The 14,572-nt window shown below is 64.0% G+C and carries 14 protein-coding genes and 2 pseudogenes; 9 read left to right on the forward strand and 7 right to left on the reverse strand.

The annotated features are described in order from the left end of the window. The 4 genes and pseudogenes from JHD67_RS19045 to JHD67_RS19055 form a co-directional block, all read left to right on the forward strand. A pseudogene (locus tag JHD67_RS19045) lies at positions 1–417 on the forward strand (erythrose-4-phosphate dehydrogenase); the annotation flags it as partial. Positions 418–603: 186 nt separating this feature from the next. Beyond that, positions 604–738 carry a hypothetical protein gene (locus JHD67_RS22650; RefSeq protein ID WP_255557376.1) on the forward strand — a complete coding sequence of 45 codons (135 nt, stop codon included), beginning with the start codon at positions 604–606 and terminating at the stop codon, positions 736–738. A gap of 158 nt (positions 739–896) precedes the next feature. Beyond that, complete coding sequence (locus tag JHD67_RS22655; protein WP_255557377.1) at positions 897–1,022, forward strand: hypothetical protein; 126 nt, start codon at positions 897–899, stop codon at positions 1,020–1,022. 133 nt (positions 1,023–1,155) lie between these two features. Further along, entirely contained in the window at positions 1,156–2,076 is a 921-nt protein-coding gene (locus JHD67_RS19055; protein WP_199100754.1) for a hypothetical protein, read from the forward strand. A 52-nt stretch (positions 2,077–2,128) separates the two neighbouring features. On the opposite strand, the gene tpx is transcribed toward JHD67_RS19055, so the two are convergent. The 4 genes from tpx to hmgA form a co-directional block, all read right to left on the reverse strand. Beyond that, positions 2,129–2,629 (reverse strand): thiol peroxidase, encoded by a 501-nt coding sequence (tpx, locus tag JHD67_RS19060; protein WP_199100755.1) that lies wholly within the window; start codon positions 2,627–2,629, stop codon positions 2,129–2,131. Positions 2,630–2,695: 66 nt separating this feature from the next. Beyond that, positions 2,696–4,093: an oxygen-independent coproporphyrinogen III oxidase gene (gene hemN, locus JHD67_RS19065; protein ID WP_199100756.1), complete on the reverse strand. Its 1,398-nt coding sequence runs from the start codon at positions 4,091–4,093 to the stop codon at positions 2,696–2,698. Positions 4,094–4,207: 114 nt separating this feature from the next. Continuing rightward, positions 4,208–5,194: a fumarylacetoacetate hydrolase family protein gene (locus JHD67_RS19070; RefSeq protein WP_199100757.1), complete on the reverse strand. Its 987-nt coding sequence runs from the start codon at positions 5,192–5,194 to the stop codon at positions 4,208–4,210. Positions 5,195–5,260: 66 nt separating this feature from the next. After that, positions 5,261–6,559: a homogentisate 1,2-dioxygenase gene (gene hmgA / locus JHD67_RS19075; RefSeq protein WP_199100758.1), complete on the reverse strand. Its 1,299-nt coding sequence runs from the start codon at positions 6,557–6,559 to the stop codon at positions 5,261–5,263. Between the two features lie 105 nt (positions 6,560–6,664). Here hmgA and JHD67_RS19080 point away from each other — a divergent pair, with 105 nt between their 5' ends. Then, positions 6,665–7,060, forward strand: a complete 396-nt coding sequence (locus JHD67_RS19080) for a DUF5362 domain-containing protein (RefSeq protein WP_199100759.1) — start codon at positions 6,665–6,667, stop codon at positions 7,058–7,060. Positions 7,061–7,108: 48 nt separating this feature from the next. Here the strand turns inward: JHD67_RS19080 and hppD are convergent, their stop codons facing one another. Further along, positions 7,109–8,206 carry a 4-hydroxyphenylpyruvate dioxygenase gene (gene hppD, locus JHD67_RS19085; RefSeq protein WP_199100760.1) on the reverse strand — a complete coding sequence of 366 codons (1,098 nt, stop codon included), beginning with the start codon at positions 8,204–8,206 and terminating at the stop codon, positions 7,109–7,111. A gap of 109 nt (positions 8,207–8,315) precedes the next feature. On the opposite strand from hppD, the gene JHD67_RS19090 reads away from it, so the two are divergent. Further along, complete coding sequence (locus tag JHD67_RS19090; RefSeq protein ID WP_343214399.1) at positions 8,316–8,774, forward strand: MarR family transcriptional regulator; 459 nt, start codon at positions 8,316–8,318, stop codon at positions 8,772–8,774. A gap of 54 nt (positions 8,775–8,828) precedes the next feature. Here the strand turns inward: JHD67_RS19090 and JHD67_RS19095 are convergent, their stop codons facing one another. Beyond that, positions 8,829–10,322 carry an oligopeptide:H+ symporter gene (locus JHD67_RS19095; protein ID WP_199100762.1) on the reverse strand — a complete coding sequence of 498 codons (1,494 nt, stop codon included), beginning with the start codon at positions 10,320–10,322 and terminating at the stop codon, positions 8,829–8,831. Positions 10,323–10,439: 117 nt separating this feature from the next. Then, a complete protein-coding gene (locus JHD67_RS19100; protein ID WP_199100763.1) occupies positions 10,440–11,294 on the reverse strand; it encodes a tryptophan 2,3-dioxygenase family protein in 855 nt (284 codons plus the stop codon). Between the two features lie 205 nt (positions 11,295–11,499). Between JHD67_RS19100 and pdhA the strand changes: the two genes are divergently transcribed. The 3 genes and pseudogenes from pdhA to JHD67_RS19115 all read left to right on the forward strand — a co-directional run. Further along, complete coding sequence (gene pdhA / locus JHD67_RS19105; RefSeq protein WP_199100764.1) at positions 11,500–12,585, forward strand: pyruvate dehydrogenase (acetyl-transferring) E1 component subunit alpha; 1,086 nt, start codon at positions 11,500–11,502, stop codon at positions 12,583–12,585. Positions 12,586–12,588: 3 nt separating this feature from the next. Beyond that, positions 12,589–13,569, forward strand: a complete 981-nt coding sequence (locus JHD67_RS19110) for an alpha-ketoacid dehydrogenase subunit beta (protein WP_199100765.1) — start codon at positions 12,589–12,591, stop codon at positions 13,567–13,569. A 113-nt stretch (positions 13,570–13,682) separates the two neighbouring features. Then, a pseudogene (locus JHD67_RS19115) lies at positions 13,683–14,393 on the forward strand (biotin/lipoyl-containing protein); the annotation flags it as partial. Positions 14,394–14,572: the final 179 nt, after the last annotated feature.

The raw sequence follows: 14,572 nt of genomic DNA on the forward strand, positions 1-14,572 counted from the left end.
CGCGCCCGTTCGGCCACGATGAGCCAGATCCCGACCAAAACCGGCGCCGCCGCCGCGGTGGGCCTGGTGCTGCCGGAACTCAACGGCAAGCTGGACGGCTTCGCCATGCGCGTGCCGACCATCAACGTGTCCGTGGTCGACCTGACCTTCGATGCCGCTCGTCCGACCACCAAGGAAGAGATCGACGCGGTAATCAACGAAGCCGCCAACGGCGCGCTGAAGGGTATCCTCGCCGTCAACACGCAGCCGCTGGTGTCGATCGACTTCAACCATAACCCGGCTTCGTCCACCTATGACGCGACCCAGACGCGCGTCATGGAAGGCACCCTGGTGAAGGTGCTGTCGTGGTACGACAACGAGTGGGGCTTCTCCAACCGCATGCTGGACATGACCATCGCCCTGATGGCCGCCAAGTAAGCACTTCGCTTCATCGCGACGAAAAAGCCGGGCTCAGCCCGGCTTTTTTGTTTGCGGCGCCCGGCACATGTGCGATGCACCGTCGCCACGCCCCACACAGCGATCGCACACCTGATCCAGATCAAGCCGACGCGCCTTACATCGCCAGCGTTTGCGCTCCCCATCGTTTGCCTGGGAGCGCCTTCCATGATCCGCAACATGCCTGCCCTCGCCCTGCTCCGCCTCTGCGTTACGTCCCTGTGGGCCACCGATTGCACCACCACCGAGGGCAACGACGCGATGCAGTACGACCAGAAGAACATCGAGGTGCCCAGGGCCTGAAAGTAGCTCAGCGTCGCGTTCCAGCACACCCGAAAGCGGCCCAAGGCATCCATGAGCCACAACGGGGCACTCGGCCATGCCACCGAGGAAGCAGGCATTCTCGCCGACGGCATGACGGCCGACCTGCGCAGGATTGCATCAGGCCTGGCGACGCCCGCGTGTTCGCACATGCCAAGCTGACCGGCGGCGGTGAATCGGCCACGGCGACGATGCCCGTCGCCACACTCAAGGCCGGCGAAAGCGACGCCTATTTCCGCACCTCCCCGGGCATGCGGCACCGATGAAGGGCAAGCTCACGCTCGGCGAGTAAGTCGACCTGGCTTGGAGGGGAGGGGAAGCGGCCCGCTTTGATGCGCTGCTTTTCTTCGTCAGCGCCAGGGGGAATACTGCACGCTCTCAACCCACAGAGGGCGCGTCATGGAAGGTCGTCGTCGCTTCGCTGCCGTGGCCGTTGTCGCCGCTTGTTCATGCGGCCTGCCCTTTGTCGCCACCCAGGCTGACACCGCCCAAATCACCGCCGATGCTCCCGCACTGCACGGTGTGTCGGATGCGCAATGGGCTCATCTGTTCGATGCTCAGCGTTCACTGGCCGAACGCCAGCAATGGCTTGCCGACGTCGAGCGCAATGCGGCCACGGCGGACGATCACACGCTGTACCTGCTCGGCACGCTCTATCACATGGGGCAGCACGCTCCCGGCTCGCCCGTGCAGGCAGACAACGCCAAGGCCGCGCTCTACTTCGCCAACGCCGCGCTGCGAGGCCACGTGATGGCCATGGCCAAGATGGCCGAGCTCAAGTACGCCAGTGGCGAGTTCCGCGAGGCCATGAACTGGGCACAGATCTATGCGCACTACGCGCCGCTCGCCGGCAACTTGGGGCCGGCCGCGCAGAGCTATGCGGGCGAACTGGTATTGCGCATCCAGGCCAATCTGGACCCTTCGGCGCTCGATGCCATCATGAAGGATGTTGGCCAGTTCATCGCCGCCAACGATGCCGTGATTCGCGCTGGCATGGCCACGCCAGGCGCACCGAGCGACCTGCACCCCACCACCCATAAGCGCCATTACGCGTCCACACCCAATGAGCGGCCACCGGGTGCGGGCATCGCTGATTATCTGGTGAGCTTCGGTACCGACGGCCACGCCGACACGGTGCTCCTGCTCGATGTCGCACCACAGCTGGATCTGGGCCAAGTGATGCGCGGCTACGTGGCCTCCATGAGCGTGGCACCCCTGACCGGCGGTGATGCACACGCTACGCGTTATGCCTGGATCCCTGTGGTGATGGGCGACCGCCAATACCACAACTGGAGCCGGCCCAAAACGCGGTCTCCCTGATAAAAAAAGGCCGGAAAATATCCGGCCCTTTTCAACGACGCTGCGACGTGGTTTAGGCCAGCGACGCCAGTGCGGCGTCGTAGTTCGGCTCGTGCGCGATCTCGCCCACCAACTCGCTATGCAGCACCTTGTCGTTGGCATCCAGCACCACCACCGCGCGCGCGGCCAGGCCGGCCAGCGGACCGGAGGCGATCGCCACGCCGTAGTTCTTGAGGAAGTCGTGGCCGCGCAGAGTGGACAGCGTCACCACGTTGTCCAGGCCCTCGGCACCACAGAAGCGCGCCTGCGCAAACGGCAGGTCGGCGGAAATGCACAGCACCACGGCGTTATCGAGCTGGCTGGCCTTCTCGTTGAAACGGCGCACCGAGGTGGCGCAGGTGGGCGTATCCACGCTGGGGAAAATATTCAGTACCTTGCGCTTGCCGGCGTAGTTGGCGAGCGAGACATCGGCCAGATCCTTGCCGACCAGCGACAGCGCGTGCGCCTGCTCGCCCTTGGCGGGGAAATGACCGTCGACCTGGACCGGCTGGCCCTTGAGCGTAACCTGGGACATGGGACACCTCGTTGGATGGGGCCCATTAGTAGAACACGCCGCCGCCCATGATGACGACGCCCCGGCTCAAATGGTGCGCGAGTACCGTACCGGCGCCGATTCGTGCAGGTACGCGTCAAAGCACATGGCCACATTGCGCAACAACAGGCGCCCGCGCGGCGTCACCCGGATCATGCGTTCGTCGATCTCCACCAGGCCGTCCTCGGCCTGCGTGGCCAGACGCGCCAGCGCATCGGCAAAGCGACGCGCAAAATCCAGTTCATGACGCACGCCAAAGCCATGCATGTCCAATTGCCCGTGGCACATCAGTTCGCCAATCAATGCGCGGCGAACCCGGTCGTCGTGCGAGAGTCGCATGCCGCGCGCTACCGGCAAGTGCCCCGCATCCAACGCGGCCTTATAGCCAATCAGATCGCGCGCATTCTGGCTGTAGCTGTGACCGATCCGGCTGATCGCACTAACGCCCAGCGCCACGATGTCGCAATCGCCGTGCGTGGAATAGCCCTGGAAATTCCGTTGCAACGTGCCCGCCTGCTGCGCCTTGACCAACTCGTCATCGGCGCGCGCAAAGTGGTCCATGCCCACATAGAGGTATCCCGCTTCGCTCAGCTTGCCAAACGCGGTGCCGAACAGCGCCAGGCGCGCCGATGCATCCGGCAAGTCGCCCGCCTCGATCTGCCGCTGCGCCTTGAACAGATTGGGCAGGTGCGCGTAACCATAGACCGCTACGCGTTCGGGAGCCAAGGCAATCACTTCATCCAGGGTGCGCTCGAAGCCCGCCTGTGTCTGTCGCGGCAGGCCGTAGATCAGGTCCACGCTGATCGACACAAAGCCTGCATCGCGCGCGGCCTCTAGCACCTCGCGTGTCTGCGCCACGCTTTGGATGCGATTGACCGCCTGCTGCACCGCTGGATCGAAATCCTGGATACCCACCGAGACGCGATTGAAGCCAAGTCGGCCCAACGCGCGGATGTAATCGGCGTCGGCGTAACGCGGGTCGATCTCGATGCCGTACTCGCGCTCGCCGTTGCGGCGGTACTCAAAATGATGTTCCAACGCATTCACCAGCGTGGTCATCTGTTCCACGTCGAAGAAATTGGGCGTGCCACCGCCCAGGTGCAGCTGCCGCAATGGCCGCTCTCGATCGAACAGCGGGCCAATCAGCGCCAGCTCGCGTTGCAAATAATGCAGGTAGCTATCCGCTTTGCTGCGATCATGGGTGATTACCCGCGTGCAGCCGCAGTAGAAGCACGGGCTAAAGCAGAACGGCACGTGCACGTACAGCGAAAGCGGGCGCGGCGATGCGTCCAGGTTCGAGCCGGCGATCACCTCGCGCAACGACACCTCGTCAAAACCGTTATGGAACTGCGGCGCGGTGGGATAGCTGGTGTAACGCGGCCCCGCTACGTCGTAGCGAGCGATAAGGGCTGGGTCGAACTCAGGAACGATGGGCGGCGTGCGCATACGCGACAGTGTGCCGCCGCGCCACAACCGCCATGCTGATGTCGATCAATTCCCTGCGACAAAAACGCAACGACCGGCCGAAGCCGGTCGCTGGAACGCCATAGCGAACCCGACTTAGCGCTTGAGCGGCGCAATCACCTGTTCGATGGCGCCGAAGATCGAGGCACCCGACGCATCGGTCACGTCGATGCGCAGGCTGTCGCCGAACTTCAGGAACGGCGTGCTCGGCTGACCATCGCGCAGGGTCTCCACCGTGCGCTGCTCGGCGAGGCAAGAGGCACCCTTGTCGGTGTCCTCATTGGCAATGGTGCCCGAGCCCACGATGGTGCCGGCGGTGAGCGGACGCGTCTTGGCCGCGTGCGCCACCAGTTGGGCGAAATTGAACTGCATGTCCACGCCGCATTCGGCTTCGCCGAACCACTTGTCGTTGAGCCAGGTGCGCATGGGCAGGTGAAGCTTGTCGTCCTTCCAGGCGTCGCCCAGCTCGTCAGGCGTCACGAACACCGGCGACAACGCCGAACGCGGCTTGGACTGCAGGAAACCGAAGCCCTTGGCCAACTCGCCCGGAATCAGGCCGCGCAGCGACACGTCATTCACCAGGCCGACCAACTGGATGTGCGCGGCAGCCTGGGCCGGCGTCACCGCCATCGGTACGTCGTCGGTAATCACCACCACTTCCGCTTCCAGGTCGATGCCATAGTCTTCGCTTGGTACCACCACCGGATCGCGCGGCCCCAGGAAGCCCGCACTGGTCGCCTGATACATCAGCGGATCGACGTAGAACGACTCGGGCACCTCGGCGCCGCGAGCACGACGCACGCGCTCCACGTGCGGCAGGTAGGCGCTGCCGTCCACGAACTCATAGGCACGCGGCAACGGCGAGGCCAGCGCGGTCATGTCCAGCGCAAAGGCACCCGACGCCGTGCCGGCGTTGAGTTCCTCGGAAAGCGCGTTGAGGCGCGGCGCCACATGGGACCAATCGTCCAGCGCCGCCTGCAGCGTGGCGGCAATGCCCGTGGCCTTCACCGCCTTTTCCAGATCGCGGCTGACCACGACGAGGGTGCCGTCGCGACCGCCTTCCTTCAGTGAACCCAGTTTCATGCTTTGCTCCGTCGGCGGCGCGTTGGCGCCTGCCTGTGTCGTACGTAAGTAGCGGCAACCTGCCGCTTACTTGCCCGTGAAATGCTTGGCGATGCCCTGCCAGCACTCGTAATAGTTGCCTTGCAGCTGCGGTGCTTCCAGCGCCTGCCTGGTGGGATGGATCACCCGACGCGTTTCGAACATGAAGGCCATGGTGCCGGTGATCACGTCCGGCTGGGACAGAGCACGGGTCGAGGCTTTCTCGTACGTGGCCGCATCCGGACCATGGCCGCTCATGCAATTGTGCAACGAAGCGCCGCCCGGTACGAAGCCTTCGGCCTTGGCGTCATAGGCACCGGTAATCAGCCCCATGAATTCACTGGCGATATTGCGGTGGAACCAGGGCGGGCGGAAGGTGTGCTGCGCCACCAGCCAGCGCGGCGGGAAGATCACGAAGTCCATATTGCTCACGCCCGGCGTGTCACTGGGCGAATGCAGCACCAGGAAGATGCTCGGATCGGGATGATCGAAGCTGATCGAGCCGATGGTATTGAAGCGACGCAGATCGTACTTGTACGGTGCGTAATTGCCATGCCAGCCCACCACGTCCAGCGGCGAGTGGTCGATGGCGGCGCGCCACAGGCCGCCCTGGAACTTGGCGATCAGCTCGAACTGGCCTTCCACGTCTTCATACGCCGCCACCGGCGTGAGGAAGTCGCGCGGATTGGCCAGGCCGTTGCTGCCGATGGGCCCCAGGTCCGGCAGACGCAGCAGCGCGCCGAAGTTCTCGGCTACGTAGCCGCGTGCGCTGTCGTCCAGCAGCTCCACGCGAAAGCGCACACCGCGCGGAATCACCGCCACTTCCAGCGGCTCCAGCTCAATCACGCCCAACTCGGTCACCAGCTTGAGGCGGCCCAGTTGCGGCACGATCAGCAGTTCACCATCGGCGTTATAGAAGAAACGGCCCTGCATCGAGCGATTGGCCACATACAGATGAATGCCCACACCCGACTGCTCGCCGGGTCCGCCGTTGCCGGCCATGGTGACCAGCCCATCGACAAAGTCGGTGGGCTCGGTGGGCAGCGGCAAGGGGTCCCAGCGGAGCTGGTTGGGGTTGGCCGGCACTTCGTCGAATCGGTTGTGGAAACGCCCGGCCGGCATCGCCGCGAACGGATGATGCATGGCGGCCGGACGGATGCGGTAGAGCCAGCTGCGACGGTTGCTATGGCGCGGGGCGGTAAAGGCCGTGCCGGACAGCTGCTCGGCGTACAGGCCAAGCGCCACGCGCTGCGGCGAGTTCTGCCCTTCGGGCAGCGCGCCGGGCAACGCCTCGGTGGCGAACTCATTACCGAAGCCGGACAGGTACTGCTGCTTGTTCGTTGACATGAAGACTCCCCGCAATCCGGATACTCTTTTTCACGACCATGGGTCCGCCTCGATACCAAGGATGAGGCGTCATTCGTTTACTGCAATGACCACCAAGGATTGTTCATGACCGACTCGTACTCCTCGCTAGGCCAAGCTGCCGCCCTACCCTCCGTGAAGGATCTCAGCCAACCACTTGCCTCGGGCAAGGGATGGATGAAGTTCGTCGGCATCATGTTCATCATCCAGGGTGCCATCACCGCACTTACGCTCGTCGGCATCATCGTCGCCTGGTTGCCGATCTGGATCGGTGTGCTGCTGATGCAATCGGCCTCCGCCATCGAGCGCGCCCAGCTTAGCGGCGATGCCGAAGGCCTCAAGGAAGCACTGGCCCGGCTGCGTACCTATTTTGTCATCCAGGGCGTGCTGTACATCGTCGGCATCGTGATCACGGTGCTGTACATCAGCTTCTTCGGCGCGATGTTCGCCACCATGCTCAGAAACGGCGGCTTCCCGCACTAACAGCCCTGTTGCAGCGAAGGTCGCCCCGGCGACCTTCGCTGGCACTTCTCAAAGCACGCCGCGCTTCATCTGGTCGCGCTCGATCGACTCGAACAGCGCCTGGAAGTTGCCTTCGCCGAAGCCTTCGTTGCCCTTGCGCTGGATGATCTCGAAGAAGATCGGGCCGATATTGTTCTGGGTGAAGATCTGCAGCAGCTTGCGCTGCTTGGTCTCCAGGTCCGCGTCGATCAGGATCTTGTTCTTGGCCAGGCGCGGCACGTCCTCGCCGTGATTCGGGATGCGCAGGTCCACCACATCGAAGTAGGTGTCGGGCGTATCCAGGAATTCCACGCCAGTGGCGCGCATGGCTTCCACCGTGTCGTAGATGTTGTCGGTGAACAGGGCGATGTGCTGAATGCCTTCGCCGTGGTAAGCGTCGAGGTATTCGTTGATCTGCGACTTGGGATCGCTCGATTCATTGAGCGGAATGCGCACGATGCCGTCCGGTGCGGTCATCGCCTTGGACACCAGGCCGGTCTTGGCGCCCTTGATGTCGAAGTAGCGGATCTCGCGGAAATTGAACAGGCGCTCGTAGTAGGCGGACCACTTCTGCATATTGCCGAAGTAGAGGTTGTGCGTGAGGTGGTCGATGAAGGTGAGACCGAAGCCCTTGGGATGCAGGTCCGCACCGGCGATCGGCTCGTAGTCGCCATCGTAGATGCTGCCCTTGTCGCCGTAGCGATCGACCAGGTACAGCATGCAATCGCCAATGCCCTTCACCACCGGCGCATGCACCGCCTTGGTGGCTTCGGCCTGCGCGTCGAACGATTCACCACCGTTGCCCAGCACGACCGCGTGCACTTCCGACGCCGGCTTCTGGAAGCGAATGGCGAAGCCTGCCGCGCATGGACCGTGGGCCTTGGCGAACTCCGCCGCGAAGGAATCGGGGTCCTCGTTCACCAGAAGGTTCACATCACCCTGGCGGTAAACCGTGATGGGGCGCGACTTGTGCTTGAGCACCGCGCTGAAGCCCATGCGCTGGAACAGCGTATGCAGCTCCTGTCCACGGCCCGCCGGAGCGGCAAATTCGACGAACTCGAAGCCGTTGATACCCATCGGATTTTCGAAGGTGGTGACCTGCATGCCAAGATTGGGCTGCGCACTCATGGGAAGCTCCTGGTGGATCGTTCTCAATGGCCACACCCAGCGTGCGACCATCGTCATCATATGAACGTTATAGTTACACATGAAACCATTTGCAAGGAGCGCCGCAACAGTGCCCGAAGAACACCATCCCGACCACGCGCCATTGGAGCTGGAGCACTTCCTGCCCTACCGGCTGTCCATTCTCTCCAACGCGGTCAGCCAGGCCATCGCGGATGATTATCAGCGCCGTTTTGACCTGAGCATGACGGAATGGCGGGTGATGGCGGTGCTGGCCCGCTTCGACGGGCTGTCGGCACGCGAGGTGGCCGAGCGGACACTGATGGACAAGGTGGCCGTGAGCCGCGCCCTGGCCAAGCTGGTGGAGGCCGGCTGGGTGACCCGCGCCACCCACGACGGCGACAAGCGCCGCTCGGTGCTGGGCCTGAGCGAAACCGGCTGGGCGGTGCACGAAGTGGTGGCACCGATGGCCCGCTCCCATGAACGCGATCTGTTGGCCAAGCTGGACGAGGAGGAGCGCACCTGGCTCGCCCGCATCCTGGACAAGCTGCAACCGGTGCAGCCGCTGTAACGCGCAAAAAAAGCGGGAGCCGAGGCTCCCGCTTTGCTTGCCTTGCCGGGCGTCTTACTTGACGCCGTGCATCAGCTTGTTGATCAGCGGCGCGATGAGGAACAACAGCACGCCCGCGCCCATTAGCGACCAGAAGCCAAACGTGTAGCCCTCCAGCGCGGATTGCACGGTCATGCCATTCGCACCGCTCACGTGGCCGGCGAAGATGCCCGACAGATTGTTGCCGATGCCGGTGGAAAGAAACCAGCCGCCCATGCCGAAGCCCACCAGGCGCAGCGGCGCCAGCTTGGTCACCATCGACAGGCCAATCGGCGACAGGCACAACTCGCCCACCGACTGGATCACGTAGACCATGAACAAGGTCCAGAACGGAATCTTGCCCTGCTCGTTCACCATGCTGGACAGGGCGAACATCAGCAGCAGGAAGGCCAGGCCGTTGAAGATCAGGCCCAGGCCGAACTTGCGCGGGATGGACGGGTTGCGGTTCTTCATCGCCACCCAGATCCAGGCAATCAGGGGCGCCAGCGCGATGATGGCAATGGAGTTGACCGACTGGAACCACGCGGTGGGGAACTCAAAACCACTGAACTGGCGATTGACGATCTTGTCGGCCAGGAAGGTGAACGAGCTGCCGGCCTGCTCGAAGAACATCCAGAACAGCACGTTGAAGGCAAAGATGATCAGCATGGCGATCACGCGGTCGCGCTGCACCTTGCCTTCGCGGAAACCCTCCACCAGCAGCAACGCGGCCAATGCCAGGAACAGGATGGTCAGCACCCACTGCAGCAGGCCGGCACCGGCCGCCAGCAGCGAGAACACCAGCGGAATGGCCGCCAGCATGCCCACCAGCACGTACACCACGCGCATGGGGCTTTCGCCCCCCTTGGGCGGCAGGCCCACGTCCTTGAGGCCGCGGCGGCCCACCCAGAACCAGAACAGGCTGATCAGCATGCCCACGCCGGAGGCGATGAACACGTATTTGTAGCTGGGCATGCTGTTGCTGCCGAACACGGCCTTGGCCAGCCATTCGGTAAGCACGGGCGAAATCATCGCGCCCAGGTTGATGCCCATGTAGAAAATGGTGAACCCACTGTCGCGCCGTGTGTCACTGACGCCATAGAGCTTGCCCACCATGGTGGAAATATTGGGCTTGAACAGACCATTACCCACGATGATGGTGGCCAGGCCCATCTCGAAGATGTGCTTCTCGGGAATCGCGATGGCGAACAGGCCAGCGGCCATCACCACCGCGCCCACCAGGATGGAGCGCTGATAGCCCAGCACGCGGTCGGCGATGTAGCCGCCGAAAATGGCCGCTGCGTAGACCAGGGCCAGATAGGCGCCGTAGGTGCGTCCCGCAGGCTGCTCGCCCGAGGCATCGCCGCCGAAGAACTGGGACACGATGTACAGCACCAGCGCCCAGCGGATGCCGTAGAACGCAAAGCGCTCCCAGAATTCGGTCATGAACAGCATCCACAGCGGGCGCGGATGCCCCATGGTCTGCGGATAGTCGGGTACCGCCGCGGCGGTGGAAGTGGTGTCGCTCATGCGCTCCCCTTGGCTACTACAGGTTCGGCACTCGCGTGCCAATCGAAAATTCTTGCGGACTCAAACATGTAACCGCTGCCCTGCCCGGCGTCAAATGCGCCGCAGCATCGACCGCCGTCAAGTACCCAGTTCGGTACGCACATCCAGCAGTTCCGGGAAAAACTCCAGGTCCAGCGCCTTCTTGAGAAAAGCCACGCCGGAGGAACCGCCAGTGCCCCGCCGATGTCCGATGATGCGCTCCACCGTTTTCATGTGGCGGAAACGCCAAAGCTGGAAACTTCCCTCGATATCCACCAACTGCTCGCACATGTGGTACTCGGGCCAGAACGTCGCACGGTTCTCATAAATGCGCTTGAACACCGGCAACAGCTCGACATGTCGTTGATAAGGCTGCGACCAGTCGCGCTCGGCCAGCGTCGTCGGCACCGCATGCCCGCGACGCGCCAGGTAGCGCAGGAACTCATCGTACAGGCTGGGTGCTTCCAGCACCTCGCGCAGCGCCGCCTGCGCCGCCGGGTCGTACGCGAACACCTGCAGCATCTGGGCGTTCTTGTTGCCCAGCAGAAACTCGATCTGGCGGTACTGCAGCGACTGGAACCCCGAGGACGAACCCAGCACGCCGCGAAATTCCAGGTATTCGGAGGGCGTGAGCGTTTCCAGCACCCCCCATTGCTCGAACAACTGGCGCTGCACCTGTTTCACCCGCGCCAGGATCTTCAGGCAGGGGTCCAGGTCGTCCTGACGCAGATGCGCCAGCGCCGATTTCAGTTCATGGATGATCAGCTTCATCCACAGCTCCGCCACCTGGTGCTGCACGATGAACAGCATTTCGTCATGATGCGGCGGGTCGGTGAGCGGGCGCTGCGCCGAAAGCAGCGTCTCCAGCCGCAGGTAGCCGCCATAGGTCAGTCGCCCATTCAGGTCGAGTTCGATACCGGCCTCAAGGTCGCGCTGGTTCTCGGTCATAGCCATTCTGCTAGCGGGGGAACCGCCATGGTAACCGCTCGCGCGGGCCGTCCCGTACCATGCCGCATGCTGCGCTGTACCTTGCGGCGCAACATGCCCGCCTGCTATCAAATGCGGTCTTGCTCAGGGCCTTACGCGTGCCTGGCCCCACTGGATGGGCCGACGCCTCCCAGCACCCCATTACCTCAATTACTCACTCCGGGAGCGAGTCGTGTCCATCGCCGCCAAGTTTGAAATCGAATACCTGCAGTATCTCGATGCCGAGGGCAACCAGGTTCGGGATGACCTGCCTGAGTTTGCCAAGGACCTCGACCATATGGTCGAGCTCTACAAGCTGATGATGTCAACCCGCGTTTTCGATGCCAAGTCAGTCGCCCTCCAACGCACAGGTAAGCTTGGCACCTACGCCAGCTGCCTTGGCCACGAGGCCGCCCACGTAGGCATCGGCAGCGCCATGAAGCCCGAGGACGTGTTCGCACCGAGCTACCGCGAATACGGCGCCCAGCTCTACCGTGGCGTACAGCCGCGCGAGGTGTACATGTACTGGGGCGGCGACGAGCGCGGCAATGACTACCAGAAGGAACCGGCGCGCCACGACTTCGCCTGGTCGGTGCCGATCGCCACGCAGTGCCTGCATGCCGCGGGCTCCGCGCTCGCCTTCAAGATCCGCAACGAAAAGCGCGTGGCCGTGTGCACCATCGGTGACGGTGGTTCATCCAAAGGCGACTTCTACGGCGCCATCAACATCACCGGCGCGCAGAACCTGCCGATGGTGGCCGTGATCGTGAACAACCAGTGGGCCATTTCCGTGCCCCGCAAGATCCAGTCCGGCGCGCCGACGCTGGCCCAGAAGGGCATTGCCGCCGGCCTGTTCTCCATCCAGGTGGACGGCAACGACATCATCGCCGTGCGCAAGGCGATGGAAGACGCGCTGGACCGCGCGCGTAACGGCCAGGGCGGCAGCGTGATCGAGGCGGTGACCTATCGCCTCTCCGACCACACCACCGCCGATGACGCCCGCCGTTACCGCGGCGAGCAGGAAGTAAAGGACGCCTGGGCGAAGGAGCCGATGAAGCGCCTGCGCAACTGGCTGGTAGCCAAGGGCGTGTGGGACGACGCCAAGGAAGAAGCCTGGAAGGCCGAGTGCGACGAGTGGATGGACAACGAGGTCAACGCTTACCTCGAGACCAAGACCCAGCCGGTCACGGCGATGTTCGACTACACCTTCGCCGAAGTCCCCGCCGATCTCGCCAAGCAGCGCGATCTCGTCCTTTCGCTCGAAAAGAAGGCCCACTAACCCATGGCACAGATCACCCTTATCGAAGCCGTCACCCAGGCGCTGGCTTATGAAATGGCCCACGACGAAAGCGTCGTGGTGCTGGGCGAAGACGTCGGCGTCAACGGTGGCGTGTTCCGCGCCACCCAGGGCCTGCAGGAAAAATTCGGTGAGCTGCGCGTGCTCGACACGCCGCTGGACGAAACCACCATCGCCGGTGTCACCGTGGGCCTCGCCGCCCAGGGCATGAAGCCGGTGGCCGAAGCACAGTTCGAAGGCTTCATCTACCCGATGATGGAGCAGATCGCGTGCCACGCTGCGCGTCTGCGCAACCGCACGCGCGGCCGCATCACCGTGCCGGCCGTGTGGCGCGCGCCGTGGGGCGGCGGCATTCGTGCGCCGGAGCATCACTCCGAAGCGAACGAACACCTGTTCACCAACATCCCGGGCCTGCGCGTGGTCATGCCGTCCTCGCCAGCGCGAGCCTACGGCCTGCTGCTCGCCGCCATCCGCGATCCCGATCCGGTGATGTTCTTCGAACCCAAGCGCATCTACCGCCAGTACAAGGAAGAAGTACCCGATGACGGCGAGGCGCTGCCGCTGGACGTGTGCTTCGTGCTGCGCGACGGCACCGACGTCACCATCGTCACCTGGGGCGCTCAGGTGAAGGAAGCGCTGGAAGCCGCCGACGAGCTCGCCGCTGACGGCATCAGCGCCGAAGTGATCGACGTGGCCACGCTTACCCCGCTGGACTTCGACACCATCGCCGAGTCGGTGCAGAAGACCGGCCGCTGCGTGATCGTGCACGAAGCCCCCAAGACCGCGGGCTTCGGTGCGGAAATCGCTGCGCGCATCGCCGAGGAATGCCTGTACGACCTGCTCGCGCCGGTCGAACGCGTCACCGGCTTTGACACGCACATTCCGCTGTTCCGCCTGGAAATGAAGTACCTGCCGAGCACCGAGCGCGTGGTGGAAGCCGCCAAGCGCACGCTCGCCAACAGCTAAGACATAGCGCGCTCGTCGCCCCAGCAAAAGCTGGGACCCAGCGCCTCAAGACAAAGACACTGGATCCCTGCTTTCGCAGGGATGACGACCAAACAAAATTCGCGAGAATCCCTATGGCCGACATCAAGACTTTCTACCTGCCCGACCTCGGCGAAGGCCTGCCCGACGCCACCATCGTCGAGTGGCACGTCAAGGAAGGCGACTACATCAAGCTCGACGCACCGCTGTGCTCGATGGAAACCGCCAAGGCGGTGGTCGACGTGCCCTCCCCCTACACCGGCACCGTCAAGAAGCTTTACGGCGCACCGGGCGACATCATCGAAACCGGCTCGGCCCTTGCCGACTTCGAACCCGATCAGAACGCCAAGCAGCGCGCCGAAGCCGAGGCCACCGGCCATCACCACGGTCCCAAGAAGAGCGTGGGCAGCCCGGCAGCCGACGACGCCAACCGCGTGGTCGCCTCCGATGAAGGCGGCGAAGTGGAAAGCCCCAAGGCCGATCGCGAAGACGAAGGCACCGTGGTTGGCGCCATGGTCAGCGGCAACGCCGTACACGTGGAACAAGCCAGCAGCGTCGGCGGTGTCAAAGCCGTGCCGGCCGTGCGTGCGCTCGCCAAGAAGCTCAAGATCGACCTCACCCGCGTCACGCCCACCGGCGCCGACGGCGTAGTGACCCTGCAGGACGTGAAGAATGCCGCCGCCAACGGCAGCGCCGCGCTCGGCGCCGCCCCGGCACGCAGCGTGCCGGCCTCCGCCGGTCGCCACCTGGCACCGGAACTGCCGGAGCCGGGCCCCGCCCCCACCCGCACGCCCGTGTCTGTCTCTTATACACATCTGACGCTGCCGACGACAACGTTCGGGTGTAGATCTCGGTGGGCGCCGGATCATTAAAAAGGGGGGGGGGGGGGGGGGGGGGGGGGGGGGGGGGGGGGGGGGGGGGGGGGGGGGGGGGGGGGGGGGGGGGGGGGGGGGGGGGGGGGGGGGGGGGGGGGGGGGGGGGGGGG

The organism is Dyella sp. ASV21, from assembly GCF_016428975.1.
Lineage (GTDB): Bacteria > Pseudomonadota > Gammaproteobacteria > Xanthomonadales > Rhodanobacteraceae > Dyella.

Bases quoted from the DNA above. Each gene is read 5' to 3' on its own strand.
- JHD67_RS22650 (WP_255557376.1), top strand. From the start codon at position 604: ATGATCCGCAACATGCCTGCCCTCGCCCTGCTCCGCCTCTGCGTTACG.
- JHD67_RS19055 (WP_199100754.1), top strand. From the start codon at position 1,156: ATGGAAGGTCGTCGTCGCTTCGCTGCCGTGGCCGTTGTCGCCGCTTGT.
- tpx (WP_199100755.1), bottom strand. From the start codon at position 2,629: ATGTCCCAGGTTACGCTCAAGGGCCAGCCGGTCCAGGTCGACGGTCAT.
- hemN (WP_199100756.1), bottom strand. From the start codon at position 4,093: ATGCGCACGCCGCCCATCGTTCCTGAGTTCGACCCAGCCCTTATCGCT.
- JHD67_RS19070 (WP_199100757.1), bottom strand. From the start codon at position 5,194: ATGAAACTGGGTTCACTGAAGGAAGGCGGTCGCGACGGCACCCTCGTC.
- hmgA (WP_199100758.1), bottom strand. From the start codon at position 6,559: ATGTCAACGAACAAGCAGCAGTACCTGTCCGGCTTCGGTAATGAGTTC.
- JHD67_RS19080 (WP_199100759.1), top strand. From the start codon at position 6,665: ATGACCGACTCGTACTCCTCGCTAGGCCAAGCTGCCGCCCTACCCTCC.
- hppD (WP_199100760.1), bottom strand. From the start codon at position 8,206: ATGAGTGCGCAGCCCAATCTTGGCATGCAGGTCACCACCTTCGAAAAT.
- JHD67_RS19095 (WP_199100762.1), bottom strand. From the start codon at position 10,322: ATGAGCGACACCACTTCCACCGCCGCGGCGGTACCCGACTATCCGCAG.
- JHD67_RS19100 (WP_199100763.1), bottom strand. From the start codon at position 11,294: ATGGCTATGACCGAGAACCAGCGCGACCTTGAGGCCGGTATCGAACTC.
- JHD67_RS19110 (WP_199100765.1), top strand. From the start codon at position 12,589: ATGGCACAGATCACCCTTATCGAAGCCGTCACCCAGGCGCTGGCTTAT.